The organism is Cohnella zeiphila (assembly GCF_014212055.1).
Lineage (GTDB): Bacteria > Bacillota > Bacilli > Paenibacillales > Paenibacillaceae > Cohnella > Cohnella zeiphila.
Genome location: NZ_JACJVO010000033.1, coordinates 90,194 through 114,815, shown reverse-complemented (window position 1 = coordinate 114,815; position 24,622 = coordinate 90,194). Strand labels below are relative to the sequence as shown.

The following is a 24,622-nucleotide window of genomic DNA, read 5'->3' as shown; positions in this document are numbered from 1 at the left end:
ATCAAGGCGGAATGAAGGGAGCGAAGACGAATGACGGAGAACTCGGTAACCCGAGACGAACGGGAAGGGAAGTCCTTATTCCTTGTCATGCAAATTGCCGCATGGGGCGGATTCTGCGCGGGAGTGATCCTTTGCTTGCTGCGCCTTGGCAATTTCAGCGACAGCAACGGCTATTTGATGGCAGGCATCGGATTTTTGGTAGGCAGCGTGTTCGTTTATATGATCGGAACGGCGATGAATCTGGTGCACAAACGAAAATCCGAATCCGAATAGAAGTAACGGGGAAAGATTGACATGATCGGTTACAACAAGAGCCCGCAAGGCATCACGCGGCAGGAGAGAGCGACTCATGAAATTCTTGTCGATCGTCAGACGGTTCGCCGCATTCCCGATGCTGGCGGCTATAACCCTCGTGGCCGCCGGGTGCAAGTCGATGATCGTCTTCGATCCGAAGGGACCGGTCGGCTCTCAGCAGCGCGACCTGATTTATTTTACGGTCGGGCTTTGCCTCATCGTGACCGTACCCGTGCTGCTGCTTATGGTATGGATCCTGTGGCGTTTTCGCGAGAAGAGGAGCAGCGAAGCTCCTTATCAGCCCGAGTGGTCCCACAGCACGAAGCTGGAAATCATCTGGTGGGGGGTTCCCGTCGTCCTCATTCTCGTATTGGCAGTCGTGACGGGGAGATATACGCACGAGCTGGATCCGGCAAAGCCTCTCCGTTCCGATGTCAGACCGGTCACCGTCCAGGTTGCGTCGCTGGACTGGAAATGGCTTTTTCAGTATCCGGACCAAGGCATTGCTACCGTCAACTATTTGGTCATTCCGGAGAAGACCCCGATCCGGTTCGAGTTGACCTCCGACGGACCCATGAACTCCTTCTGGGTTCCCCAGCTCGGCGGCATGGTCTACACGATGTCCGGAATGGCGACGACGCTGCACCTGCAGGCCGACGAGCCGGGATCCTACATGGGGACCGGAGCCAACTTTACCGGACGCGAATTCGCGAAGATGGCTTTCACGACGGAGGCCGTCAAACGGGCCGATTTCGACAAATGGGTGGCCGACGCCAAGGCGAGCGGAAACGCGCTGACGGAGGATAGCTATCGACAGCTGGCCCGCCCGGGGACTTCCGGCCAGTTGACCTTCGCTTCCATTTCCCCGGGGCTATTCCATAAGATCGTGCACGAGTATTCCATGAGCCGGGGAGCTCCTGCGGGGATCGGCCGGAAGGCGATTACGCTAAGCGGCGGGCTTGCGACGGAGCATACCGAAGGGGGACAGCTAGCTCCCGACTCGGAGCCCAGCGTCCATGCCGGTCATCACGGTCACATGATCCATGGTTCAGACTCCGCCCAAGACCAACGAAAGTAGGGAAATTTCGTGCTGGACAAGCTGATAAACTTCGCTTCCTGGTTTTTCGTCACGGGCGATCCCTTGATCTACGGGGCGGACGTCGCTATCGTGGTAACCGTGATCGCCATCGTCTTCGCCTTGACGTACTTCAAGAAGTGGGGCTGGCTCTGGCGCGAGTGGCTGACGACCGTCGACCATAAGCGGGTCGGCATCATGTACATCGTCTCCGCCCTGCTCATGCTGTTCCGCGGCGGCTTCGACGCCTTGATGTTGAGGACGCAGCTTTCCTTCCCCGATATGAAGTTCCTCTCGCCCGAGCATTACAATCAGGTGTTCACGACGCATGGAGTCATTATGATTCTGTTCATGGCGATGCCTCTCATGTTCGGTTTGTTCAATATCGCAGTTCCGCTGCAAATCGGAGCGCGCGACGTTGCGTTCCCGTTCCTGAACGCGCTGAGCTTCTGGCTGTTCTTCTTTGGCGCGATGCTGTTCAATATGTCCTTCGTCATCGGAGGCTCGGCGGACGCGGGCTGGCTGTCGTACCCTCCGCTGTCGGAAATGACGGGGAGCCCCGGCGTAGGGGAAGATTTCTATATTTGGGGCGTGCAAATTTCCGGGATCGGCTCGCTCATGACGGGAATCAATTTCATCGCTACGATCGTCAAGATGCGCGCCCCGGGGATGAGCTGGTCCAGGATGCCGATGTTTACGTGGTCGGTGCTGGCAAGCTGTATCGCGATCATTGCTGCGTTTCCCGTCTTGACGGTGACGCTCGCGCTTTTGTTCGTGGACCGGTATTTGGGAGCGCATATTTTCACGATGGACGGCGGCGGCAATGCCATGATGTACGTCAACCTGATCTGGATGTGGGGGCATCCCGAGGTGTACATCGTCGTGCTGCCCGCATTCGGCGTCTATTCCGAGGTCGTCGCGACCTTTTCGAAGAAACGGCTGTTCGGCTACGCGTCGATGGTATTCGCGATGATGGCCATCAGCGTCGTGTCTTACTACACGTGGCTTCATCACTTCTTCACGATGGGCTCCGGCGCCAACGTCAATACTTTTTTCGCGATATCGACGATGATCATCTCGATTCCGACGGGCGTAAAAATCTTCAATTGGCTGTTTACGATGTATCGGGGCCGGCTCTCCTTCCCGACTCCGATGTTGTGGACCATCGCGTTTATCCCGTGCTTCGTCATCGGCGGGATGACGGGGGTGATGCTCTCTGTCGCGCCGGCGGACTTCCAGTTCCACAACAGTTATTTCCTGATCGCCCACTTCCATCAAGTGCTGATCGGAGGAGCCGTCTTCGGTTACTTCGCGGGACTTTTCTACTGGTGGCCCAAAATATTCGGTTTTAAACTTAACGAGACAATCGGAAAATGGGCGTTTTGGGTGTGGAACATCGGATTTTACGTTTGTTTCATGCCGCAATACGTCGTCGGACTGGACGGAATGACCCGTCGGATCAGCACGTACGGATGGGATAAAGGCTGGTGGGGGCTGAACTTCGCGTCAACGGTCGGCGGCTTCCTGATGGGCATCGGCTTCTTGTTCCTGGTATGGCAGATCGCCCACAGCATCAAGTTTATGGAGATGGATACGACCGGCGATCCGTGGGGAGGCCGCACGCTGGAATGGTCGATCCCGTCGCCGGCTCCGCTCTATAACTTCGCGACGACGCCGATCGTGACGGACCGCGACGAGTGGTGGGAAGAGAAACAGCGCATGGCTGCCGGAAAAGCCGAGAAAAAGAGGCAAGAGCTGAGTCCGATCCATATGCCGAAAAACTCCGCGATCCCGTTCCTTCAAGCGATCTGCTGGTTCACGGCCGGATTCGGTCTCGTGTTCCACTGGTTGTGGATCGCGATCCCGGGTTTTCTTGGCGTCGCGGCGACGTTGCTCGCGCATTCGTTCAATTACGATACCGACTATTACATCTCCGTGGACGAAATCAAACGCAGGGAAGCTGCGGCGAGGAGGACGGTGTGATGGCGCATTCTGCCGATCATACGCATCATATTGTCCACGAAGACGGACATCACGATCTGGAGGAGCTCCGCAAATTCGGCTTTTGGCTCTTCCTGATCACGGACTGCATCCTGTTCTCCGTCCTATTCGCGACATTCGCCGTTTTGAAGAACAGCACGGCGGGCGGACCGGGACCGAAGGACATTATCGAAATGCCCGGCGTCATCGCCGAAACGTTCATCCTGCTGACTAGCAGCTTTACGAGCGGGCTGGCCGTCCTGGCCATGAACAACGGGAGCCGAAAAGGGCTGATCGGCTGGCTGGCCGTAACGATTCTGCTCGGCGCCTGTTTTATCGGACTGGAGGCATCCGAATTCCTGAAGCTTGTCTCGGAAGGGCATACGATCCGCACAAGCGCGTTCTTATCGGGGTTCTTTACGCTCGTGGGCACTCATGGGCTGCACGTGTCCGTCGGCTTCTTCTGGATTCTAGCGCTCATCCTGCAGCTGAGCCGTCACGGCATCACTCCGGTAACGGTTCGCAAGGTGCAAATCACGAGCCTGTACTGGCATTTTCTCGATGCCGTGTGGATCTTCGTGTTCTCGATCGTCTATTTGATGGGAGTGATATAAGGTGGGAATGCATGGCGGCCACGGTCACGGCGCAGAAGAGGGCAGGCATGGATCGCTCAAGGAATACGCGACGGGATTCGCTCTCTCTATCGTCCTGACGATCATTCCGCTGCTGGCTGTCTTGAACAGGTGGATGACGGGGATGGGGGCGCTGCTCGTCATTCTCGTCGCGGCGGTCCTGCAGTTTGCCGTCCAGCTGCTGTTCTTCATGCACCTTCGCGAAGAGAAAGGGCCTCGCTACAATTTAATGGCGCTCATCCTCGGCATCGTCGTGGTCGTAACGGTGATCGCCGGCTCGATCTGGATCATGGCTAACAACAAGATGTATTAGGCGGCGTAAATCACCGTGTCAAGAAAGGAAAAGGACGTACACTTGGGATAACGTATCCCAGGCGCACGTCCTTATTTATTGATTTTTATCTGACGTTCACTTCATTCTCCGCTAAACGTCCGTTATAGACATTAGCACTTTAAATATCCCTCTTAGGGGGATATAATATCGAGGCCGGATTAGCGATCTAATGAAGAGGTGTGCGAATTTGTTCCAGCTCCCGCAGCAAGCCAGGCGAATTTTGAATATAGCGATTCCGGCAATCGGAGAAGCCTATTTGCAAAATCTTCTAGGTGTTGCGGATTCGTTCTTCATTGCCAAGATGGGGCTGCTTGCCATTGACGCCGTCGGTGTAACGAACGTTTATAGCATGACCTATATCGGAGTCTTTACAGCGATTTCGGCGGCTCTATCGGTATATTTATCACGCGCATACGGAGCTAAAGACATCGGACGGGGCCGTTCTGCCGTATGGCATGGCTTCCTCATTGCATTCCTTGTCGGACTTGTTGCATCCCTCGTTTCCGTTTTGGGAGCCGGCCCTCTTCTGCATATCATGGGGGCATATGGGGAGCTGGAAAACGCCGCCTACTCCTATTTTTGCGTTGTGCTCGGCATATCGCCGTTAATCGCTCTGTTCACGGCTCAATCCGCCTCCTTTCGTGCGATCGGGGATACCAGAACTCCTTTGCGCGTCGGGCTTGAAATGAATATCCTTCACGTCGTCCTGGATTCCTTTTTGATCTTCGGCGCAGGTTCCTTTCACGGGCTTGGGCTTTCAGGCGCAGCGATCGCGATGGTTGCGGCGCGTACCTATGCGCTTGCGCGATTATGGCTGAAGTCGCGGAAGATAGAGGCGATTTCGCTTTCCAAACGGGATTTGAAGGTTTCCGCTTCCTATAGTTGGAATATGACGAAGTTTGCCGTACCGGCGGCTTTAGAACGGTTGTCCATGCGTCTCGGGCAAGTCGTTTACTTCGGCTTAATCGTTCGAATGGGCGTCGATGTATATGCAACCCATAATATTGCGGGTACGATAACAACCTTCGGCTTTACGATCGGGTCCGGTTTTGCCACGGCTGCCACAGCCGCCATTGGCCAAGCGATTGGCAGCGGTGACGAGGAGAACGTCCGAACTTATCGCAGGTGGAGCTACATCCTGTCGGCTGTATCGATGACAAGCGTGGCGATTTTATTATGCGTGTTCAGCCCCTGGATCGGATTATTGTTTACCCGCGATTCAAACGTCCTGCACTTGCTTCTGACGATCCTGGCCATTGATATTATTTCGCAACCCTTCTTGGCAGCCGTACTGGTCGACACCTCAGCCATACAGGCGGGAGGAAATACGAAGTTCCCCATGATCGCGACCATGATCGGAATTTGGGGAGTCCGCACCTTGGGCGTCTATATTTTCGCTTGGTATTTGGACTTCGGACTTCCGGCGGTATGGATTAGCATTGCACTCGACAATGCTCTGCGTGCCCTATTGTTTTTATGGTATCGCAGGACACGCAATTGGGTCCGCAAGCTTGCGTAGCTCTCATCATGGGGCGCATGTCCGGAGCATAACCTCCAATCGAAATGCTTGGGTTCATGAAACGGGGTCATGGAGGTCAAGAACGTTTTTGAATCAGGATCGTCAGACTGACCAGGGTGACGAAGATCGTGGCGCCCATGTCGGAGAGGATCGCGATCCAAAGCGTCAGCCAGCCGGGAATCGTCAGCAGCAAGGCGATCAATTTCAGGCCTAATGCCATCCCGATATTGAATCGAATGATATGATTGACTCGCCTGGCGATCCGGATCGCCGTCGGCAGTTTGCCGAGATGATCCTGCATGAGAACGATGTCGGCGGTCTCGATGGCGCTGTCCGTTCCTTTGCCCATGGCGATGCCGAGCTGGGCGGAGGCCAGGGCAGGGGCGTCATTGATGCCGTCGCCGATCATGCCGACCGAGCCGGTCGCGGCCAGTTGTTTAACCTTGGCCACTTTGTCTTCGGGAAGAAGGCCGCCGTGGTATTCGCTGACGCCGACCGCTATGGCCACCTTCTCGGCCGTCTTCCGGTGGTCCCCGGTCAGCATCACCGTACGGCGGATCCCGCTGCGGTGAAGCTCGCCGATCACGCCCGCGCTTTCCTCCCGAATCTCGTCGGCAATCCCGAACATCCCCAGCACTTCGCGTTCATCGGCCAAGAGGACAAGGGTCAAGCCATCTTCTTTCAGACTTTGAACGGCGGAGCGAACCTCCTCCGTAAAAGTTAGATGAGAGATGCTTTTCTCATTGCCCAGCCAGTACTTTTTTCCGTCGCAGGTCGCCGTGATTCCTTGACCGGATACGGTCTCGATGTCATCGGCTTCCCCGATCGGTGTTCCCAGCCGGTCGATTTCCTTCATCACCGCTTTTGCCAGCGGGTGAACCGAGGCTTTCTCGATCGCGCCGGCGACGGAGTAGAACCTTGCTTCATCGTAGACAACCGTTTTCTCCACAAAGGGCTCGCCTTTGGTCAGCGTTCCGGTTTTGTCGAAGGCGATCGTGTCCAGCTTCCCGAGCTGTTCGAGGAAAACCCCGCCTTTAATCAGGATCCCGTTCCGCGCATTGCGGGTAATGCCGGATACGATCGCGATAGGAGAAGACAGAATCAGCGCGCAAGGGCATCCTACGATGAGAACCGCCAAGCCTTGATAAAGCCATTTGGACCACTCGCCCCTAAGAAGAAGAGGGGGGATAAGGAATACCAGAATGGCGAAAATGATAATGAGCGGCGTGTAATATTTCGAAAACTTGTTGATGAACAGCTCCGTCGGCGTTTTGGTTTCTTGCGCTTCCTGCACCAGATGAAGAATTTTGGCCAGCGATGAGTCCTCGTACGCTTTGTCGATGCGGATCTGCAGAACGCCTTCGTTATTGATGCTGCCGCCGAAGACGGGCTCGCCGCCCGCTTTCTCCACGGGAAGGGATTCGCCGGTAATGGCGGCTTCGTTCACGGAACTTTTCCCGCCGGCAACCGTGCCGTCGGAAGGAATCTTTTCTCCGGGCCTGACGATAACGGTATCGCCGACCTTCAGGGTTGCGATCGGAACAACCGTCTCGGTGCCGTTGTCCAGCCTCACGGCTTCCTTGGGCGCAACCTGCAGCAGCATCTCCATCGACTTGCGGGCTCTCTCCATTCCCATGCCTTCCAGCAGCTCGTTCAGGCCGAACAGGATGGCGACCAGCGTCGCTTCCTTCCAATCCCCGATAGCTGCCGCTCCCGCGAGAGCGATCGTCATCAAGGTGTCGATGTTGAACTTGAACTTCGCAAGGTTCTTCAACCCGCGCCGGAAAGTCGAGTACCCGCTAAGAAGCGAAGCGAGAATGTAAAGCGAAATATAGAACGCCGGCGCCATGATTCCTTGTGTAATCATGGTGCCGGCATACAGCAGGGCGGAGACGGCCAAAAGCCCGATGATTCGTTTCGAGCCAGCGGCTCCGTGATCGTGGCCGTGATCGGGGCTGTGATCGTTAGTGTTATCATGACCATGATCGTCGTGTTCATGTTCATGATGATGTTGGTGAAGCTGTTCGTTTGAGTTGATCTTCTCGCGTCCTTCTTGCGAAGGGGGCAGCTCCAGAGAAGCGCCGTCCGATTTTAAGATCCGTTTGACTTTCTCCAAGTCGACGTTCTCATCCACCGTCAGCTTGCCGGAATTATAGCTTAATTTCGCCGTTTCTCCATGCTCAAGCTTTTTGATTTCCTGCTCGAGTTCCTTTGTGCAATTCGAACAGGATAAGCCTTTCACCCGAAGTTCCATCGCCATCGTGCCACCGCTCCATTTCCAAGCAGAACAAATGAGTATATGTTCATATGATATTCTTTAACAAAGGGGGGTGTCAATCTTTTCTAATCCATTATGAATATTGGGCGAAAGAGCGAATCCGCATACGGCCCCTATCCTAATCGTAAAGTTTTCTGATTAAAGGATCGTCTGCTATAATGAATCATCAGCGATTGTCGTAAAGAGGTGATCTTATGATTCAACAAGCGACGGAAGAGTGCGATGCAACTTGCGGCGGTACCGAAGTCGACTTGGATCAAATCAAGCAGCAGATGCCCGAAGAAACGTTGGTCCGGGATATGGCGGAATGGTTCAAAGCTTTAAGCGATCCGACTCGAGTCAAGCTTCTATGCGCCATGCGGCAGCAAGAGCTTTGCGTCCATGACTTGTCGGAGCTGCTCGGGATGGGGCAGTCCGCGGTTTCCCATCAGCTTCGGTACCTGCGTAATATGCGCATGGTCAAGCGAAGAAAAGTGGGCAAAACCGTATTTTATTCGCTGGACGATTCCCATATTGACGATATTTTCGACGCCACGCTTCAGCATCTCAAACATAAATAAGAACCAAGGGCTCGTTCTTCTTAACCGAAGGCGGGTCCTTTTCCTTTTTATTGGACGATTCGACCAACATTGATCAGGTTGACAGGGAGAGTTCGACTTCGTAATATACCTATAGGGGTATATGTATAAAAATGAAGGAGGTTTTCGAATTGCCGGAAATCAAGGCGAATCAAACGCTTGATTGCAAAGGTCTGGCTTGTCCGATGCCGATCGTGAAAACGAAGAAGGCGATGGATCAATTGGAGGCCGGCCAAGTCATGGAAGTTCAAGCAACCGACAAGGGCTCTCTTGCGGACATTCAGGGATGGGCCAGGAACACGGGTCACCAGTATCTGGGGACAGTAGAAGAAGGGAATGTGCTGAAGCATTACCTCCGCAAGTCGAGCCCTAACGAAGCCCGGGATGAGAAGAAGCATCCGCATGTCGTATCGGCCGAAGAGCTGCAGAGGAAGCTGGCGGCAGGCGAGAAGTTGACGGTCCTCGATGTTCGGGAACCGGCCGAATATGCGTTCGGTCGAATACCAGGCGCGGTATCCATTCCGCTCGGAGAGCTTGCAAGCCGCATCCATGAATGGAATCGGGACGACGAAATTCATATCGTTTGCCGAACGGGCAACCGCAGCGATCTTGCCTGTCAGCTGCTCGCGGAGAAGGGATTTACAAATGTGAAGAATGTAGAGGCCGGCATGTACGGATGGACCGGACCGACAGAAAAAAGACTTTCCAAAAAGGGGGGAACGCAAGATGGAGGCAGCGGCAGGACCGAATAGGATGAAGGCCAAGGAACTCGCACGAATCGTCTTGTCCAAGGAAGAACTGTTCATTCTCGATGTACGCAACGAGAGCGACTTCAACGACTGGAAGATCGAAGGCGAAAGCATCGAAACCCTCAACATCCCTTATTTCGATCTTTTGGATGGCGTCGAGGAGGCAATGGATCGGATTCCCGCCGGCAAAAACCTGCTTGTTGTGTGTGCAAAAGAGGGATCCTCCAAATTCGTCGCAGAGCAATTGTTCGAAGCAGGCCGGACCGATGTGCACTATCTGGAAGGCGGCATGAAGTCGTGGAGCGAGCATCTGGAACCGGTGAAAATCGGCGACCTGAAAGACGGCGGATCGCTGTACCAATTCGTGCGGATCGGCAAAGGCTGCCTGTCTTATATGGCGATCTCGGACGGCGAGGCCGCCGTCATCGACACGCTTCGAATGACCGATGTATTTGCAGGATTCGCAGCCGAACGAGGCGCGAAAATCAAGCATACTCTCGACACGCACCTGCATGCGGACCATATTTCCGGCGGCAGGAAGCTGGCCGAGGAGACGGGGGCAACCTATTGGCTGCCGCCGAAGGATGCAGGCGAAGTGACGTTCTCCTTTGAAAAGCTGGAGGAAGGCCGCGACATTACGGTAGGGAATGCGACGATTCGCATACAGCCCATTTACTCCCCGGGTCATACGATCGGCAGCACGTCTTTTATCATTGACGATCGCTACTTGCTCACCGGAGACATTCTATTCATCGAATCGATCGGACGCCCCGATCTCGCCGGCCAAGCGGAGGATTGGACGGGAGATCTTCGCGAGACGCTTTACAAGCGATACAGAGATTTGCCGCAGGATTTGACCGTCCTGCCCGCTCACTTCGGCAAAGTCGCCGAATTGGGCGAAGGCGGCCGGGTGATGGCAAAGTTATCGGACCTTTACCGCAACAATCCGGGCCTCAACATTCAGGATGAGGATGCCTTCCGGCGTACGGTCACCGAGAACTTGCCGCCGCAACCGAACGCGTACCGGGAAATCCGGCAGACGAACATGGGCAAATTGACGCCTGACGAAGCCGAGCAGCGCGAAATGGAGATCGGCCCGAACCGCTGCGCGGTTCACGATCGATAAGAGGAGGAAGAAAGACGATGAAGATAGATGTTGTCGTAGATACGAAGGGAATGGCCTGTCCGATGCCGATCGTGAAAGCAAAAAAAGCGCTGGACGGTCTGGCAAGCGGCCAAGTCATGGAGGTCCTGTCGACCGATAAGGGCTCCGTAAACGACTTTCGGGCGTGGGTCAAGCAAACGAATCACGAGCTCCTTGGACACGAAGAGGACAACGGCGTTTATAAATTCTACGTGAAGAAAATTTAATAAGCATGCACGGAGCGAGTCGCCGGTACAGAAAGGAGGAGCCGATGGAGGTTCTGCTCTTTATCGTCATGATCGTGCTCGGTCTGGTGGGCTCCTTCTTTTCAGGCTTGCTGGGAATCGGCGGGGCGATCATTAACTATCCGCTTCTGCTGTACGTGCCCGCATTATTCGGCGTTGCCCGATTCACGGCGCACGAAGTGTCTTCCATCAGCATGTTTCAGGTCTTATTTGCTTCTCTGGCAGGGGTGCTGGCATTTCGGAAGAAAAACAAAGCCGGTCCTTCGGTCGTCCACAAAGGACTCGTGATGGATATGGGAAGCGGCATTTTGGCGGGAAGCTTGATCGGCGGCTTTGTATCCGGCATGCTGCAGGGCGATATCATCAATCTGATGTACGGAATTCTTGCCGTTGTAGCCGTAATTCTTATGCTGCTCCCGCGCAGAGGAACCGAAGAGCCGACGGACGATCTTCGATTTAATAAAACGATTGCGATCGGTTCCGCTTTCGTCGTGGGTTTGGTGTCGGGGATCGTAGGTGCCGGAGGCGCGTTTATTCTCATTCCGATTATGCTTACCGTTCTCAAAATCCCGATGCGCACGACGATCGCGTCTTCTCTCGCCATCGTTTTGATATCCGCGGTCGGCGGAGTCGTCGGGAAATTAGCCGGTGGCGATATTCCGTTCTGGCCGACCGTATTTACCGTGATCGGCAGCCTGATCGGCGCATCGCTCGGTTCCAAAGCAAGTTCGAAAATCAACGTAAAGCTGCTGAGAAACGGGTTGGTTGCGTTGATAGCCTTAACCGCGGTAAAGGTCTGGATATCTATCCTATAGTATAAAAAAAGGTGGTTTGATGGATTATGGCAGATCAATCAACGATCGTCCTGTTCAGCGGCGATCTCGATAAAGCGATCGCGGCGTTTATTATCGCGAACGGCGCGGCAGCTTATGATCATGAAGTGACGATTTTTTTCACCTTCTGGGGCTTGAATGTGCTTCGCAAGGACGAGGCGGTGAAAACCGATAAAGGGTTGCTTGAGAAAGCCTTCGGATGGATGATGCCACGGGGCGCCAAGAAGCTGGGCTTGTCCAAAATGAATTTTGGCGGACTGGGACCGCAAATGATCAAGCAGGTCATGAAGAAGCATAACGCCTTGTCGCTGCCTCAGCTGATTGAGCTTGCGCAGGAGCAGGGCGTGAAGCTTGTCGCCTGTACGATGACGATGGATCTTCTCGGTCTTAAGCAAGAGGAACTGATCGACGGTTTGGAATACGCCGGGGTAGCCGCTTATCTGGGAGACGCTTCGAACGGGAAGGTAAATTTGTTTATTTAACGTGTGAGCCGATCTTTTTTACTCTATACTATACCTATACCGGTATGCTTATAGAGAGGAGCGATGGAGGATGGAATACCATTACACGGAATCCATGAAAATGCGTTTGAAAAGAATTGAAGGGCAGATACGAGGCGTACTTCGGCTCATGGAAGAAGGAAAGTCCTGCAGGGAGGTAGTGGCCCAGTTATCCGCTGTCCGCAACGCTTCCGATAAAGCCATTGCGCAGATTGTTGCCGAGAACCTGCATCAATGTATTGTAGAAGAGCAGGCCGCCGGCAACAAGGATACGGGCAAACTGGTACAGGAAGCGGTCGAGCTGCTGGTGAAGAGCCGCTGATGTATATTCATTTGTTGGGTACAATGATGAATGTGCAGTCAAACGGAGGGCTGATGAACGATGTTCCATTATACCGCCGAAACGGCCAAGACGCCCGAACAAGCAATCGAAGCCTTGACGGAAAACCTGAAGGCGGAGAAGTTCGGGGTCTTATGGCAGTTGGATTTAAAAGAAAAGCTTCACGAGAAGGGCGTAGAGCTCGACTCGCCTTATCGGATTCTTGAGGTCTGCAATCCCGTGGAAGCCAAACGAGTTTTATCTGAAAATTTGTTGGTCGGGTACTTTCTCCCTTGTAAATTGGTTGTGTACGTGGAGAACGGGAAGACCAAAATAGGCATGCCGAAGCCGACTTCCCTGATTGGGCTGGCAGAAGACGGCAGCTTGACGAGCATTGCCTCCGATATCGAGAGACGGCTGTCCGCTTGCGTGGACAAAAGCATCTGAATGTCAAAGCAGCATCACGAAATGATCTTGGCGACCAGAAAGGCGATACCCGCCGCCACGCCGCCGACCAACGTGGTTTGCACGGCGCTTTTGAACGGTCTTGAACCGGTAAATTTGCCTTTGACATACCCGAAAATGAACAAAGCGATCAACGTCGCGACGATGGAGACCAACAAAGCCGCTGTGGCCCGATGAATAAGCATATATGGGATCAAAGGAATGAGCCCGCCCACGATGTAGGATAAACCGATCGTTAAGGAGCTGTTGCGGGCTCTTTTGGGTTCGGGTTCTTCAAGCCCAAGCTCGTGTTTCATCATGAAGGCGACCCATCGATTTTGATCGCTGCTTATTTCTTTTACAGCCGATTCGACGTTCGCCTCCTGAAGTCCCCATCCTCGGAGAACTTCGGCCACTTCTTCCTTTTCACGCTCCGGAACCTCAAGGATCTCCCGCCGTTCTCTCTCCAATTCGTTCTCGTAATGCTCCCGGTCCGTTCGCGCGGCCAGATAGCCGCCCAATCCCATGGCGATCGAACCGGCTGCAATCTCGGCAAGACCGGCGACGACGACGATGTTCGTGCTGGAGACGGTTCCGGAGAGACCGGCGGCAAGCGCGAACGGAACCGTCAGTCCGTCCGACATTCCGATCACGATGTCCCGAATCGTATCCGATGCGGTAAAGTGACGTTCCCTATGCGTTGATTTTTCGGATTGGCCCATCTGATTCACTCCTTGAATTAACCGAAGTACCCAAGAATAGGATGCGAATGACTCGACATTTCCATTCCATCCTAACAAGGCATTATTGAAATGATCTTAAAATCTGACAGAAGCCCATCCTAGGCAAATTTAACGCCGCCGACGATTCCGTCTGCCTGCAAACCGTCCCGCAAGTGCCGGATATTGACGTTCGTGCGCACGAGGAAGGGAAACTTCCGCTTTCGTTCCCAAGCCGACCTCGGAACGGATCCGAATCGTGCCGTGATGCGCTTCGACAATCCACTTGGCGATGGACAGGCCAAGGCCGGTTCCTCCTTGTGCACGGGAGCGAGCTTTATCCCCGCGGTAAAACCGCTCGAACACATGCGGAAGATCTTCCTTCGGAATGCCGCATCCGGTGTCCGCGACGCTCAAATAAACCGAATGGGATCGGGATTCGCCGGTGATCTCGATTCGCCCCGAGAACGGCGTGTACTTGAAGGCGTTATCCAGCAAAATAACGAGCAATTGACGCAAGCGCGCCTCGTCTCCCCGAAACGTTAACGGCCGCTGAACGTTTGTTTCGATCTCGACACTTTTGTTCTCGGCGAGAAATCGAAACTGATCCGCCACTTCGACAATCAGCGAATCAAGCGCTACTTCGGACGCTTGAATCTGAATCTGGTTCGAATCGGAGCGAGCGAGCGTGAGCAGATCGGCGATCAGCTTCCCCATCCGCTTGTTCTCCTGAAGAATAACGGCGATATGGGGACTTTCTTGCTCGATGGACCGTTCGGGATAGTGAAGAAGCAGCTCCGTACGGGCCTGAATAATCGACGTAGGCGTCCGCAGCTCGTGCGAGGCGTCGGCGACGAAACGCTGCTGTTTCTCCCAGGAACGGCGGATCGGAACGAGCGCTCTCTCCGCAAGAAACAAGCCGGCCAGGATGGAGATGGCCGCGCCGGCTACGATCCCGCCTGCAAGATCCAGCAGCAGCGAACGAAGCGTTTCATCCACGTCTCTCAAGCTTCGGATGACAGTGATCGAATCCGCTTCGAGCCTGGAATTGGCATTGGGAAAAGTTACCGCCCGATAACGCTTGCCGCCTGCCGTCGCGTTCCGAATGACCTGATCGGCGGCAGGCCCCCGCAGTTGGGCGGCTGTCTCCTCATCGATAGAACGGTCGGGAGACTGCCCGATCAAGCTTCCGTTCGAATCCCAGAACAGGTACGTCGTTTTCTCGTCCTGCTGAGGGTCTTGATCCCTGCCGCGAATCAGCTCAGACAAATTGTGGAACGATTCGATCCGGGGCATCGACAGCTTCAACACTTCGTCTGTTTCGTGGAACAGACGATGCCGCATATGAACGTAAAGCACGGAGCTGAGCAGGGAAAGTACGAGCAGCAGAACCGCGGCGTTCAGGAAGGCCAGCCTCGTGCGGATGTTACCGAACATCGGAATCACCCGTAAACATATAACCGACGCCCCGGATGGTGCGGAGCGCAGAGCCTGCCCCTTGGGAAGCGAGCTTCTTGCGCAGATGGTGTACATATACGTCGACCGCCGTCAGTCCCGACGACGAATCGAAACCCCAGACCCGGTCGAAGATCTGGTCACGGGTTACGATTCGATCTTTGTTGCAGAGAAAGCATTCCAGCAGCTCGTACTCCTTGACCGTCAAGTTCAGCGGCGCGTCGCCGACAAACGCCGCCCTGACCGAAGGAACAAGCCGGACGGGGCCGCCGGTCAGTTCGCCTTCCTGCCCGATCGTGCCTTTCCGGCGCAGGACCGCCCTGGTGCGGGCCAGCAGCTCCGAGACAGCGAACGGCTTCGTGACGTAGTCGTCCGCACCCGCATCGAGCCCGGCCACCAGATCCTCCACGGCATCTTTAGCCGTCAGGAGAATAACCGGAATGTCCAAGCTTTTGGCCCTCAGCTTGCGGACGATTTCGAGCCCGTTCATTCCCGGCAGCATCAAGTCGAGAACGATCAAATCGTGAACGGCCTGTTCGGCCCAATACCAGCCTGCATCGCCCGTCTCCGCGCCGTCGGTCGCGAACCCTTCGCCTTCGAAGACATCGCGAACGATTCGAAGCAGGGATGCGTCGTCCTCTACCACTAACACTCGCATTCTGATCCCACCCGTTCCGGTCTCATCATCACAACCATGTTATCAGAAAGCCCGGCTTTAAGAAAATTTAAATCTAGTCCTGCTACACTGGTCCTATGGCGGAAGGAGGATGGGCGATGGCCAAAATGAAGAAGAAATGGATCGTTCTTTGTTCCGCCGCGATCGGCGTCATTTATGCTTCCGAGTATTACGCGTCGAATGCCCAGGCGTACCTGCCTCAACCGGGAAATCAAGAATCGCTCATCGCGGGCAACCCGCTTTCGGGTAATTCGGCCCTTTCGGACGAGGAAGGCGGATCTTCAAGCGGCTCCGCTTCCGCTCCGCCGTCCACGGGCGCGCCGTCCGCGAGTCCGGGTCCAAGTTCGGTGAACAAGCTCTTCAACGACGGTACCTATACGGGGACGGGCAGCAACCGGCGGGGTTCTATTCAAGTCGCCGTCACGGTGAAGCGCGACAAAATTACGGACGTGGAAATCAGCGATTTCGCCATGCATTATTCCGAGAGCGATGTCGTCGACCTGCCGGACGAAGTGCTGCAGAAGCAAAGCTCGCGGGTGGACAACGTATCCGGCGCCACATACAGCACGCGGGCTTTCGAGGATGCGGTGGCCGATGCGCTGTCGCAGGCCAAGATCGGATAGTTGACGTGAGGACGATGCGAAGAACGAAATTGTATATGGATACCGTCGTCGACATTCATGTAGCGACCGTGCGGCCGAAGGAAGAAGCAGACGCAGCGATCGAACGGGCATTCTCGGCTTTTCGCAAGGTGGAGGATGCCTGCAGCCGATTCCATCCCGACAGCGAGCTCATGAGGGCGTGCCGGCGGATCGGCGTTCCGGTGCCGGTCGGGCCCTATTTGTTCGAGCCTCTAAGATTTGCAATGGAGCTCGCCGATTGGACAAACGGCGTCTTCGACCCGACGGTGGGCGGTACGATGGAGAAGTTCGGCTTCAACCGCCGCTACTTGACGGGCGATATCGCGGACAATCCCTCAGACGCCTCCGCCGCTTACCAGGACGTCGAAATGGACGTGCGCAATCGGACGCTGCTGTTGCGGAAGCCGACGGTAATCGATCTGGGAGCGGTGGCCAAAGGGTTCGCCATCGATCTGGCCGTGCGGGAGCTCAGCCCATTCGAACGGTTCATCGTCAACGCCGGCGGCGATCTGTTCGCCGGCGGGGCAGACGGGCGATACAACGTCTGGAACATCGGGATCCGTCATCCCGAACGGCGGGACGAGTCCATACAGACGGTAGACATTTCGAATGAGGCGATCTGCACGTCCGGAAGCTATGAGCGAATAAGCGCCGCCGCAGACGGCGTTCATCATATCGTCGATCCGCGAACGAAGCGGTCGCCGAATGTCTGGGTCAGCTGCAGCGTCATCGCTCCCTACGCGATGCTGGCGGACGCCTTTTCGACCGCCGCATTTCTGCTGGGGGAAGAAGAGGCCCTGTCCCTTCTCGAGCAAGCAGAGCTTCGCGGCGTTCTCGTCAAGCCGGATTTGCGGATCGTCAAGGTTGGAGGAATGTGAGAAATGAAACCGAAGGTATGGCTCAAGTCGCCGAAAGGAAACGTTCTATTGATACTGCTCGCATTCCTGGGAATCGCCTCCGCCGTTTCCCACGATTGGGGTGGCGCGAAGAACGCCCTGATTGCGGTCGGATCGGCGGTCGTATTCGACGTAGGCTGCTGCCTGATCGAGCGAAGGAAGCGAATTTTTCCCGACGGCGCGTTCATTACCGGCCTGATCGTCTCCCTGATTCTGAGCGCAGCGTCCCCGTGGTACGTCGTGGCGGCCACCGCCGCCGTCTCCATTTTGTCCAAACATCTGCTCGCCTACCGGAAAAAGCCGCTGTTCAACCCGGCGGCGTTCGGACTGCTTCTGTCCGTTCCGATCTTTCATGCGCAGCAAAGCTGGTGGGGGGCGTTCGGAGATTTGCCGGGCTGGTTCTTGCCGGTCGTTCTTATCGGCGGCTTCCGGGTGACCAACCGGATTCAAAAATTTCCCCAAGTATTCTCTTTCGCGGTCGTTTATCTCCTCGCGCTGTTCGTTCTCGACGCCGGCATACTCCCTTTGCACGCGGAGAGCTTGCGGACGGGCGGCTTCTACGACGCGCTGCGGCCGCCGTTTATCAACGCGGCGCTGTTCTTCGCCATGCTGATGCTGACCGACCCGCCGACTTCGCCGGCCAAAACGGCGGACCAGATCGTATTCGGAGCGATCGCCGGCGCTGCGGGCGCCGTTATCTACGGTCTGTTCGGAGGGCTGATTTATTTGTACATCGGACTGCTGGCCGGCAATCTCTACCAGGTGCTGCGGTTCAAGTTCTCGAAGCGCCCGGCGAAGCCTGCGCGCCCCGAATCTGAAATTCGACCTTATCGCCGTTTAAGCTAGATGAAAGAATGTTTTTCTATACTCGCGGTCAAGCTTTCGATTCGAAAGCTCGCAGACAACAACAACTTTGGAGGGAACAACGCATGGCACTATACACGAGAGTAGACCAGGATACTTGCATTGCTTGCGGAGCGTGCGGCGCCACGGCGCCCGATCTTTTCGATTATGACGACGAGGGGCTGGCGACGGCCATTTACGATAACGACCGGAACAGAGGGGTGACGGCCATTCCCGGGAATCTGCATGACGATCTTCAAGACGCCCTCGACGGATGCCCGACGGATTCGATCAAATGCAGCGAACGCCCCTTCTAAATCGGGACGCGACCCAAGAAGAAGCAAGAGAGGAAGACACCCCATGAACGATTCGGACCTGATCATTATCGGCGGCGGACCTGCCGGCTTGTTCGCCGCTTTCTACGGCGGCATGAGGAACGCTTCCGTCACATTGATCGAGAGCTTGCCCCAGCTGGGAGGGCAGCTTTCCGCTTTATATCCGGAGAAATATATTTACGACGTTGCGGGTTTCCCGAAAGTGACGGCTCAGGAGCTGGTGGACCGGCTCGTGGAGCAGATGCGGCATTTTCCGGTCGATATCTGTCTGAACGAACAGGTCCTGCAGGTGAACAAGCTGGAGGAGCGGAGCTTCGAAGTCGTCACCGACCGATGCGTTCGCCGCGCGCGGGCGGTCATTATCACCGGCGGGATCGGCGTTTTCGAGCCGAGACGGCTGGAATTGGAGGGAACCTCAGGCTACGAGCGCGCCAACCTGCATTACGCGATCTCGGATCTGAGCCGGTTCGCGGGTCAAAAGGTGCTGATTACGGGAGGAGGGGATTCGGCGGTCGATTGGGCGCTGATGCTGGAACCGATCGCGGAGAAGGTGACGCTTGTGCACCGGAGAGACAAGTTCCGTGCTCATGAGCACAGCGTCCGGAATCTTCTGGCTTCTTCCGTCGAGGTCAAAGCTCCTTGGGAGATCGCCGGCTTGGCCGGAGCGGAGCGGATCGAACGGGCGACGCTGCGCGACCTCGCGTCCGGAGCCGAGCGCGAGGAGGAAGTCGATGATGTGATCGTGAGCCATGGGTTCGTGTCCGCGCCAGGTCCCATCGCGCAGTGGGGAATCGAGATGGAGGGAGGCTCCATCCGGGTCGACTCCCGCATGGAGACGAACGTTTCCGGCATCTTCGCCGCGGGAGACATCACCGCTTATCCCGGCAAGTTGAAGCTGATCGCGGTCGGGTTCGGAGAAGCGCCTACCGCCGTCAACAATGCGAAAGTGTACATCGACCCGTCGGCCAGGCTGTCCCCGGGACACAGCAGCAATAGAAGCGGTAATAGGGGAGGAGTCGGACTCTCAAAATGACCAGTCTCCGGACTGGGCATTCGCGCGTACTTCTGAACCGGATGGGAACGACACCTTAAGCGCCATTTTTATATGTCCATGACTCCGGTGAACAAACAGCGCGGGCCTAAGGCTTGCGTTTTTATAGGCTACATAAAATATATTATGTAAAGTTTATGAATTCCGATAAATAAGAGATACGGATCGTTTGTATGGGGACCGTTGCAAGTTATTTATGATAACATGCAATTAAAAGTCAAGGGAGTGGGCCCCATGTCCGATCATTTGAAACGGGAACTGCTGCCGTTTAGGGATGTCCGGCTTCTCGGCAATCACAGGAGCAGCAAAGCGCGTTGCGAGCCGGGCTGGAACTGGTGTCCGCAGCCGCTGCCGGATTATGATTTATGGTATGCGGTATCAGGCAAGGGGCGGATGAAGCTCGGCGGCGCCGAATATACGATTGGGAAAGGCAGCTGCTTCCTGATCCGGCCCGGCGATCGACCGGAGGCGGTACAGGATCCGGCCGACCGGTTGACGGTCATTTTCGCCCATTTCGACGCGATGGACTGCCGGACGGGCAAATCTTGGAATCCGGAGCTGATGCCAGGCAGGTTTGCACAGGTGAAGGATCCGTTCCTGTTTGAATCCCTGCTGAACCGCATTTTACAAGTCGTCCACTCCGATGATGCATGGCGCGAACAGGAATACGATCTTCTGCTGAAGCATGCGTTGCTGCATATATACCAAAGCCAGCAGCCGGCGCCTTCGTCGCCGGCCGACAAACACAAACCGTTGATCGAGCGGCTCGTCGCCAAAATTCGGGAAGACCCCGGACGGCGAATCTCCCATCAAGAGCTTGCCGAAGAGGCGCAGCTCTCTCCGGAATACTTGAATGTGCTGTTTAAAACCTGCACCGGCAGCTCGATCAAATCTTTCATCACGGAAGTTCGTCTCGAGAGGGCGGCTATGCTGCTGGCGGAAACCTCGATGAACGTTTCGCAGGTGGCCGATGCGCTCCATTACTCCAATGTATACTTGTTCAGCAAACAGTTCAAAGCCAAATACGGCGTGCCGCCTTCCGCATATAAAGGGAACGTGCCGCCATCGATTCCGCATAAAGGTTAGCGGCGTTTCGCCATTCTCCGGCGGCAGTCGGGCCGAACGGAATTCCGGTTTCAGTATAAAAATTATCGGTTTGCGGACATTCGCCGTCCTCCTTCTCCCCGGTACAATAAAAACGAACAACCAATCCGCAGGAAGCTGAAGGAGGAGCCGTCCGAATGGAGAAGAAAACGCCGAACCGAACTCTGTTTTCCTACGACAATACGGAGGAGGTTCAGCTCGCGCAGACGATCGCCGGCACGATGTATCGATACGATAATTTACCGAAAGATCGAATCGCAAGCATGGAGCAATTAAACGAGGAACACGTCAGGCAGTTTTGGGAACGAGGGTATCTGGTCGTCGACCGGGTACTGAACGAGCAGGAAATCCGCACGTCGATCGACGCTTTAATGGATATTATTTATGATCGTTCCGTCGGTTCGAGAGTCCAATTCGTCAAGCCGAAGTCCGAGCTTCTTACCGACGAGGCCAAAGAGCTTGCGGCGCGCAAGGTTTACGAATATGCGGACCATGAGCCCCGGCTTAGGGCCATCATCGACCACCGCGAGATATTGCGCGCGATGGAGAAGCTGCTTGGCGAGAAGCCAAAAATGGTTCAGGATCAGGCCATTTTGAAGCCGCCTTCGGGCGGGGCCGAGAAGCCTTGGCATCAGGACATGGCATATGGCAATCTGGCATACGACAAGTCGGTCATCGGCATCTGGATCGCCCTGGATCCGGCAGAGCTCGATAATGGCTGCATGCACGTCATCCCGTACTCCCACCGGACCGGGGCCACGCCGCATTACGCGGTAAGGGATTGGCAAATATGCGACGTGAGCGTGCAGGTCGATCGCGACGTTGCCGTGCCGCTGCAGCCGGGAGGAGCGCTCCTTTTTTCGGGACTGCTGCATCATGGAACGCCGCCGAACTTTTCCAACAAGCGCCGTCGCTCCATTCAAATCCATTACGCGCCGGAATCGGCCGTTAAGCTGAAGCCGCAAGCGTACAAGCAAATGTTCACGAACGAATTGACCCATGCAGAATGCTGACCGTTCGGCCCGTCCGGCATCCGTATCCGTCATCGGATCGCCGGATGGGCCGAATCTCGCCGAAACCGCTCATTCCTTAACCAACTTCTGATAATTTCGACCCCAGACCCGCATTAGATCGAAGATGGGTCTTAAGGTATCGCCCAAATCACTTAATTCATATTCAACTCTGGGAGGAACTTCCGGATAGACCTTCCGGGTAATGATGCCGTCTTCCTCCATCGCCCGCAGATTCTGGGTTAATACCTTTTGACTGATCTCCGGTATTCCTTTCCTCAATTCCCCGAAACGCTTGGATCCCGTCAACAGATCTCGAATGATGAAGAGCTTCCACTTATTGCCGATTAAGCCGATGATCGTTGCAACCGGACAAGGGGGCAATTCCTTCTTCTGTATCATCCATTTCTCCTCCGTTGGTTACCTTTTGGTTCCTATCTAATAAAAAGGTGCCTACTTTCAAGACGGGATATATTGCTCTTATTATAAATCCAGCACCTTGAAATGCAATGAAGCAAAGCGAAGGGTCTAAGGAGGAGAAAAAAGCATGGATTTCAAGCCGCTATCCCAATTCATCGATCGTATCACTTCCTGGCGCATTCCGTGGGCTGAGGTTCTCGTGATGCAGAATAATGTTCCGGTATTCCGTTACCGAAGCGGCTTCGCCAACTTGGAAGAAAAGACCCCCATCCGCGAGTCGCACATCTTCAACCTCTACTCGATGACGAAGATCTTAACGTGCACGGCAGCTCTTCAGCTCGTGGAGAGAGGCGCGATGCTGCTAAACGATCCTCTGGCGGAATATCTTCCTGAATACGCCGAGATGACGGTAAAGAGAACGCTGACCAACGGCGGAATCGAGCTCGCGCGTGCGACGCGTCCGATCACGGTGCGCGATCTGTTCGTCATGACGGCCGGCTTCTCCTACGACATAGAGACGCCTTCCCTTAAGGAAGTCTTCCATCGTACGAACGGTAAAGTGCCGACACGCGAATTCGCGGCGGCGCTTGCGAAGGAGCCCCTGCTGTTCGAGCCGGGCACGCACTGGAACTACAGCCTGTGTCATGACGTTCTCGCGGCACTCGTCGAAGTGGTGGACGGCAGACGATTCGGAGCCTATGTACGCGATATGATTACCGGACCCCTCGGCATGCGCGACACCGGCTTCGGGCTGTCGGAGGAACAGCTCGAACGACTGGCTCCGCAGTATGAATACGACGATGCGTTGGGTCAACCGGTCCGCATGGACGAGAATCGTTATCGGCTAGGGACGGAATATGAGAGCGGGGGAGGAGGTCTGTTCTCGACCGTAAGCGACTATGCCCGGTTCCTGAATGTGCTGACCAACCGCGGCACAAGCACGGATGGCGTACGCATTCTGTCGCCGGCGTCCGTGGACCTGATGCGGACCGATCATTTGGATGATAACACCCGCAGAGATTACTGCCGGGGGCGAACGGACCGCAACGGTTATGGCTACGGGCTGGGCGTCCGAACCCACTGCTCAAGCGCCGGCAGCGGATCGCTGAGTCTGGCCGGCGGCGAATTCGGCTGGACCGGATTGGCCGGTTGCCTGGCGATAATCGATCCGGAATCCAGGCTGACCGTCATGTATGCCCAGCATCTGCTGAACAGCCAGAAATCCTACGTGCATCCCCGGTTGAGAAATATCGTCTACGCTTGCCTGTAAGGGCTTATAGGAAGACATGCTGTTTCGCTGCAAAATGACGATCCCGGGCGACGCGGGCCAACCCGCTATTCCGTGCGCCTCGTCAACAAAAAGAGGTCGGCCGGCAACAACCGGCTGACCTCATCATACGGGCGGACAGGATATCAGATGGGACGTGTGCTTGCCTGCCGCTCGCCGGCAGAGGCCTTCGTAGATTTTCCTTCTTGCTCCCGCCACCAGAGATCCTGTTGCGTTGAATGGCGAATCGACTCCAGGTAGACGACTTCGCCGATTTTCGGAATCCGGTAAGGAATCCTCTGCTTTTCGGCCGCGGCCGAAATTCTTCTCGCGGGGTCGTTCCAATCGTGCAGGGCCAGAGTGAAGCCTCCCCAATGAACGGGCAACAGAACCCCGCCTTGGACGTCTCGATACGCTTGCAGCGTCTCCTCCGGAAACATATGCACCCCGCTCCACCGCTTGTCGTATTGCCCGCATTCCATAATGGCCAGCTCGAACGGTCCGTGCTGCTTCCCGATTCGTTCAAAGTGGGGCCCGTAGCCTCCGTCCCCGCTGTAGAAGAGACTTCTCTCTTCCGTCTTGATGACATACGAGCACCATAGAGTGGAATCCCGGTCGAACAGCCCTCTCCCCGAGAAATGTCTCGCCGGCGTGCACACAAAGCGGATGCCCTGAATGATCCGTTCTTCCCCCCAGTCCAGCTCGATGACGGCATCCGGCGATGCTCCAAGCTTTCGGATTCGCTTGCCGACTCCGAGCGGAACGAGAAAAACGCCGGCCTTCGGAATAAGCTTGCGAATGGAGGAGGAGTCGAGATGATCGTAGTGATCATGCGACAGGACCACGATATCGATCGGAGGCAGCTCTTCGATCGTTATCGGCAGATGAACGCTGTATCTGCGATTGCGGGATAAAGGAATCGGCGATGGATTCTTGCCCAGCATCGGATCGATCAGGATGGTCTTCCTTTCAATCTGCAGCAAGGATGCCGAATGTCCGAACCAAATAAACTTGTCCTTTCCGTCGCGAAGCGTGCCGGACTGAACAGGAACGATAGGAAGCGGCTGCTTCGGCCTTCTTTGGGACGTAGACGATAAGAAGTCGCGAAGCAGCGACACCATGTCGGCTGCCCCCATTTTTACGGCTGCGGGGATTTCGTTCTGGAATTTGCCGTTCTTGGCGCGTAGAGATCGGTTCCAATCGTTCATTTGTCTGTTCTCCTCCTTCTGGTATTTCCGATTAATCGATGCGAATTCCAATTTTATTTTCATTCTGATAGCT

The 24,622-nt window shown here is 55.4% G+C and carries 28 protein-coding genes; 22 read left to right on the top strand and 6 right to left on the bottom strand.

Annotation, left to right across the window (positions count from 1 at the left end; genetic code table 11):
• The first annotated feature begins 30 nt into the window (after positions 1–30).
• From H7C18_RS26360 to H7C18_RS26335, 6 genes are all read left to right on the top strand, one after another.
• Positions 31–273: a hypothetical protein gene (locus tag H7C18_RS26360; RefSeq protein ID WP_185132112.1), complete on the top strand. Its 243-nt coding sequence runs from the start codon at positions 31–33 to the stop codon at positions 271–273.
• Between the two features lie 76 nt (positions 274–349).
• Positions 350–1,372, top strand: a complete 1,023-nt coding sequence (cyoA, locus tag H7C18_RS26355; RefSeq protein ID WP_185132111.1) for a ubiquinol oxidase subunit II — start codon at positions 350–352, stop codon at positions 1,370–1,372.
• Positions 1,373–1,381: 9 nt separating this feature from the next.
• Positions 1,382–3,352 carry a cbb3-type cytochrome c oxidase subunit I gene (locus H7C18_RS26350; protein WP_185132110.1) on the top strand — a complete coding sequence of 657 codons (1,971 nt, stop codon included), beginning with the start codon at positions 1,382–1,384 and terminating at the stop codon, positions 3,350–3,352.
• The gene (gene cyoC, locus H7C18_RS26345) at positions 3,352–3,963 is read left to right on the top strand and encodes a cytochrome o ubiquinol oxidase subunit III (protein ID WP_185132109.1); all 612 of its coding nucleotides are present in this window, start codon (positions 3,352–3,354) and stop codon (positions 3,961–3,963) included. The genes H7C18_RS26350 and cyoC overlap by 1 nt, the downstream gene beginning before the upstream one ends.
• A 7-nt stretch (positions 3,964–3,970) precedes the next feature.
• Entirely contained in the window at positions 3,971–4,294 is a 324-nt protein-coding gene (gene cyoD / locus H7C18_RS26340) for a cytochrome o ubiquinol oxidase subunit IV (RefSeq protein ID WP_185132211.1), read from the top strand.
• A gap of 208 nt (positions 4,295–4,502) precedes the next feature.
• The gene (locus H7C18_RS26335; RefSeq protein ID WP_185132108.1) at positions 4,503–5,834 is read left to right on the top strand and encodes an MATE family efflux transporter; all 1,332 of its coding nucleotides are present in this window, start codon (positions 4,503–4,505) and stop codon (positions 5,832–5,834) included.
• Between the two features lie 76 nt (positions 5,835–5,910).
• Here the strand turns inward: H7C18_RS26335 and H7C18_RS26330 are convergent, their stop codons facing one another.
• Entirely contained in the window at positions 5,911–8,094 is a 2,184-nt protein-coding gene (locus H7C18_RS26330) for a heavy metal translocating P-type ATPase (protein ID WP_238357961.1), read from the bottom strand.
• 212 nt (positions 8,095–8,306) lie between these two features.
• On the opposite strand from H7C18_RS26330, the gene H7C18_RS26325 reads away from it, so the two are divergent.
• The 8 genes from H7C18_RS26325 (at position 8,307) to H7C18_RS26290 (ending at position 12,927) form a co-directional block, all read left to right on the top strand.
• Positions 8,307–8,672 (top strand): ArsR/SmtB family transcription factor, encoded by a 366-nt coding sequence (locus tag H7C18_RS26325; RefSeq protein ID WP_185132107.1) that lies wholly within the window; start codon positions 8,307–8,309, stop codon positions 8,670–8,672.
• A 158-nt stretch (positions 8,673–8,830) separates the two neighbouring features.
• Positions 8,831–9,442: a sulfurtransferase TusA family protein gene (locus tag H7C18_RS26320; RefSeq protein WP_420481889.1), complete on the top strand. Its 612-nt coding sequence runs from the start codon at positions 8,831–8,833 to the stop codon at positions 9,440–9,442.
• Positions 9,417–10,565 carry an MBL fold metallo-hydrolase gene (locus tag H7C18_RS26315; RefSeq protein WP_185132105.1) on the top strand — a complete coding sequence of 383 codons (1,149 nt, stop codon included), beginning with the start codon at positions 9,417–9,419 and terminating at the stop codon, positions 10,563–10,565. Before H7C18_RS26320 ends, H7C18_RS26315 begins: the two co-directional genes overlap by 26 nt.
• Before the next feature lie 17 nt (positions 10,566–10,582).
• Positions 10,583–10,810: a sulfurtransferase TusA family protein gene (locus H7C18_RS26310; RefSeq protein ID WP_185132104.1), complete on the top strand. Its 228-nt coding sequence runs from the start codon at positions 10,583–10,585 to the stop codon at positions 10,808–10,810.
• 44 nt (positions 10,811–10,854) lie between these two features.
• Positions 10,855–11,643 (top strand): sulfite exporter TauE/SafE family protein, encoded by a 789-nt coding sequence (locus H7C18_RS26305; protein ID WP_185132103.1) that lies wholly within the window; start codon positions 10,855–10,857, stop codon positions 11,641–11,643.
• Positions 11,644–11,669: 26 nt separating this feature from the next.
• Positions 11,670–12,143: a DsrE/DsrF/DrsH-like family protein gene (locus H7C18_RS26300; protein ID WP_185132102.1), complete on the top strand. Its 474-nt coding sequence runs from the start codon at positions 11,670–11,672 to the stop codon at positions 12,141–12,143.
• A gap of 70 nt (positions 12,144–12,213) precedes the next feature.
• A complete protein-coding gene (locus H7C18_RS26295; protein WP_185132101.1) occupies positions 12,214–12,483 on the top strand; it encodes a metal-sensitive transcriptional regulator in 270 nt (89 codons plus the stop codon).
• A gap of 60 nt (positions 12,484–12,543) precedes the next feature.
• On the top strand, positions 12,544–12,927 hold the full coding sequence (locus H7C18_RS26290) for a DUF302 domain-containing protein (RefSeq protein ID WP_185132100.1): 384 nt from the start codon (positions 12,544–12,546) through the stop codon (positions 12,925–12,927).
• 14 nt (positions 12,928–12,941) lie between these two features.
• On the opposite strand, the gene H7C18_RS26285 is transcribed toward H7C18_RS26290, so the two are convergent.
• The 3 genes from H7C18_RS26285 to H7C18_RS26275 all read right to left on the bottom strand — a co-directional run bounded on the left by H7C18_RS26285 (position 12,942) and on the right by H7C18_RS26275 (position 15,756).
• On the bottom strand, positions 12,942–13,646 hold the full coding sequence (locus H7C18_RS26285; RefSeq protein ID WP_185132099.1) for a VIT1/CCC1 transporter family protein: 705 nt from the start codon (positions 13,644–13,646) through the stop codon (positions 12,942–12,944).
• A gap of 129 nt (positions 13,647–13,775) precedes the next feature.
• Entirely contained in the window at positions 13,776–15,080 is a 1,305-nt protein-coding gene (locus H7C18_RS26280) for a sensor histidine kinase (protein ID WP_185132098.1), read from the bottom strand.
• The gene (locus tag H7C18_RS26275) at positions 15,070–15,756 is read right to left on the bottom strand and encodes a response regulator transcription factor (protein ID WP_185132097.1); all 687 of its coding nucleotides are present in this window, start codon (positions 15,754–15,756) and stop codon (positions 15,070–15,072) included. Before H7C18_RS26275 ends, H7C18_RS26280 begins: the two co-directional genes overlap by 11 nt.
• Before the next feature lie 116 nt (positions 15,757–15,872).
• Here H7C18_RS26275 and H7C18_RS26270 point away from each other — a divergent pair, with 116 nt between their 5' ends.
• The 7 genes from H7C18_RS26270 (at position 15,873) to H7C18_RS26240 (ending at position 21,657) form a co-directional block, all read left to right on the top strand.
• Positions 15,873–16,397, top strand: a complete 525-nt coding sequence (locus H7C18_RS26270) for an FMN-binding protein (protein ID WP_185132096.1) — start codon at positions 15,873–15,875, stop codon at positions 16,395–16,397.
• Positions 16,398–16,411: 14 nt separating this feature from the next.
• A complete protein-coding gene (locus H7C18_RS26265) occupies positions 16,412–17,293 on the top strand; it encodes an FAD:protein FMN transferase (protein ID WP_185132095.1) in 882 nt (293 codons plus the stop codon).
• Positions 17,294–17,296: 3 nt separating this feature from the next.
• Positions 17,297–18,157 carry an RnfABCDGE type electron transport complex subunit D gene (locus H7C18_RS26260; RefSeq protein WP_185132094.1) on the top strand — a complete coding sequence of 287 codons (861 nt, stop codon included), beginning with the start codon at positions 17,297–17,299 and terminating at the stop codon, positions 18,155–18,157.
• 83 nt (positions 18,158–18,240) lie between these two features.
• A complete protein-coding gene (locus tag H7C18_RS26255) occupies positions 18,241–18,471 on the top strand; it encodes a ferredoxin (protein WP_185132093.1) in 231 nt (76 codons plus the stop codon).
• Between the two features lie 43 nt (positions 18,472–18,514).
• Positions 18,515–19,522, top strand: a complete 1,008-nt coding sequence (locus tag H7C18_RS26250; protein WP_185132092.1) for an NAD(P)/FAD-dependent oxidoreductase — start codon at positions 18,515–18,517, stop codon at positions 19,520–19,522.
• 252 nt (positions 19,523–19,774) lie between these two features.
• Positions 19,775–20,626 carry an AraC family transcriptional regulator gene (locus H7C18_RS26245; RefSeq protein ID WP_185132091.1) on the top strand — a complete coding sequence of 284 codons (852 nt, stop codon included), beginning with the start codon at positions 19,775–19,777 and terminating at the stop codon, positions 20,624–20,626.
• A gap of 155 nt (positions 20,627–20,781) precedes the next feature.
• Positions 20,782–21,657, top strand: coding sequence for a phytanoyl-CoA dioxygenase family protein (locus H7C18_RS26240; protein ID WP_185132090.1), 876 nt, complete (start codon positions 20,782–20,784; stop codon positions 21,655–21,657).
• 69 nt (positions 21,658–21,726) lie between these two features.
• On the opposite strand, the gene H7C18_RS26235 is transcribed toward H7C18_RS26240, so the two are convergent.
• Positions 21,727–22,056 (bottom strand): winged helix-turn-helix transcriptional regulator, encoded by a 330-nt coding sequence (locus H7C18_RS26235; RefSeq protein ID WP_185132089.1) that lies wholly within the window; start codon positions 22,054–22,056, stop codon positions 21,727–21,729.
• 145 nt (positions 22,057–22,201) lie between these two features.
• Here H7C18_RS26235 and H7C18_RS26230 point away from each other — a divergent pair, with 145 nt between their 5' ends.
• Positions 22,202–23,344, top strand: a complete 1,143-nt coding sequence (locus tag H7C18_RS26230) for a serine hydrolase domain-containing protein (protein ID WP_185132088.1) — start codon at positions 22,202–22,204, stop codon at positions 23,342–23,344.
• Positions 23,345–23,487: 143 nt separating this feature from the next.
• On the opposite strand, the gene H7C18_RS26225 is transcribed toward H7C18_RS26230, so the two are convergent.
• On the bottom strand, positions 23,488–24,549 hold the full coding sequence (locus H7C18_RS26225; RefSeq protein ID WP_185132087.1) for an MBL fold metallo-hydrolase: 1,062 nt from the start codon (positions 24,547–24,549) through the stop codon (positions 23,488–23,490).
• Positions 24,550–24,622 lie beyond the last annotated feature (73 nt).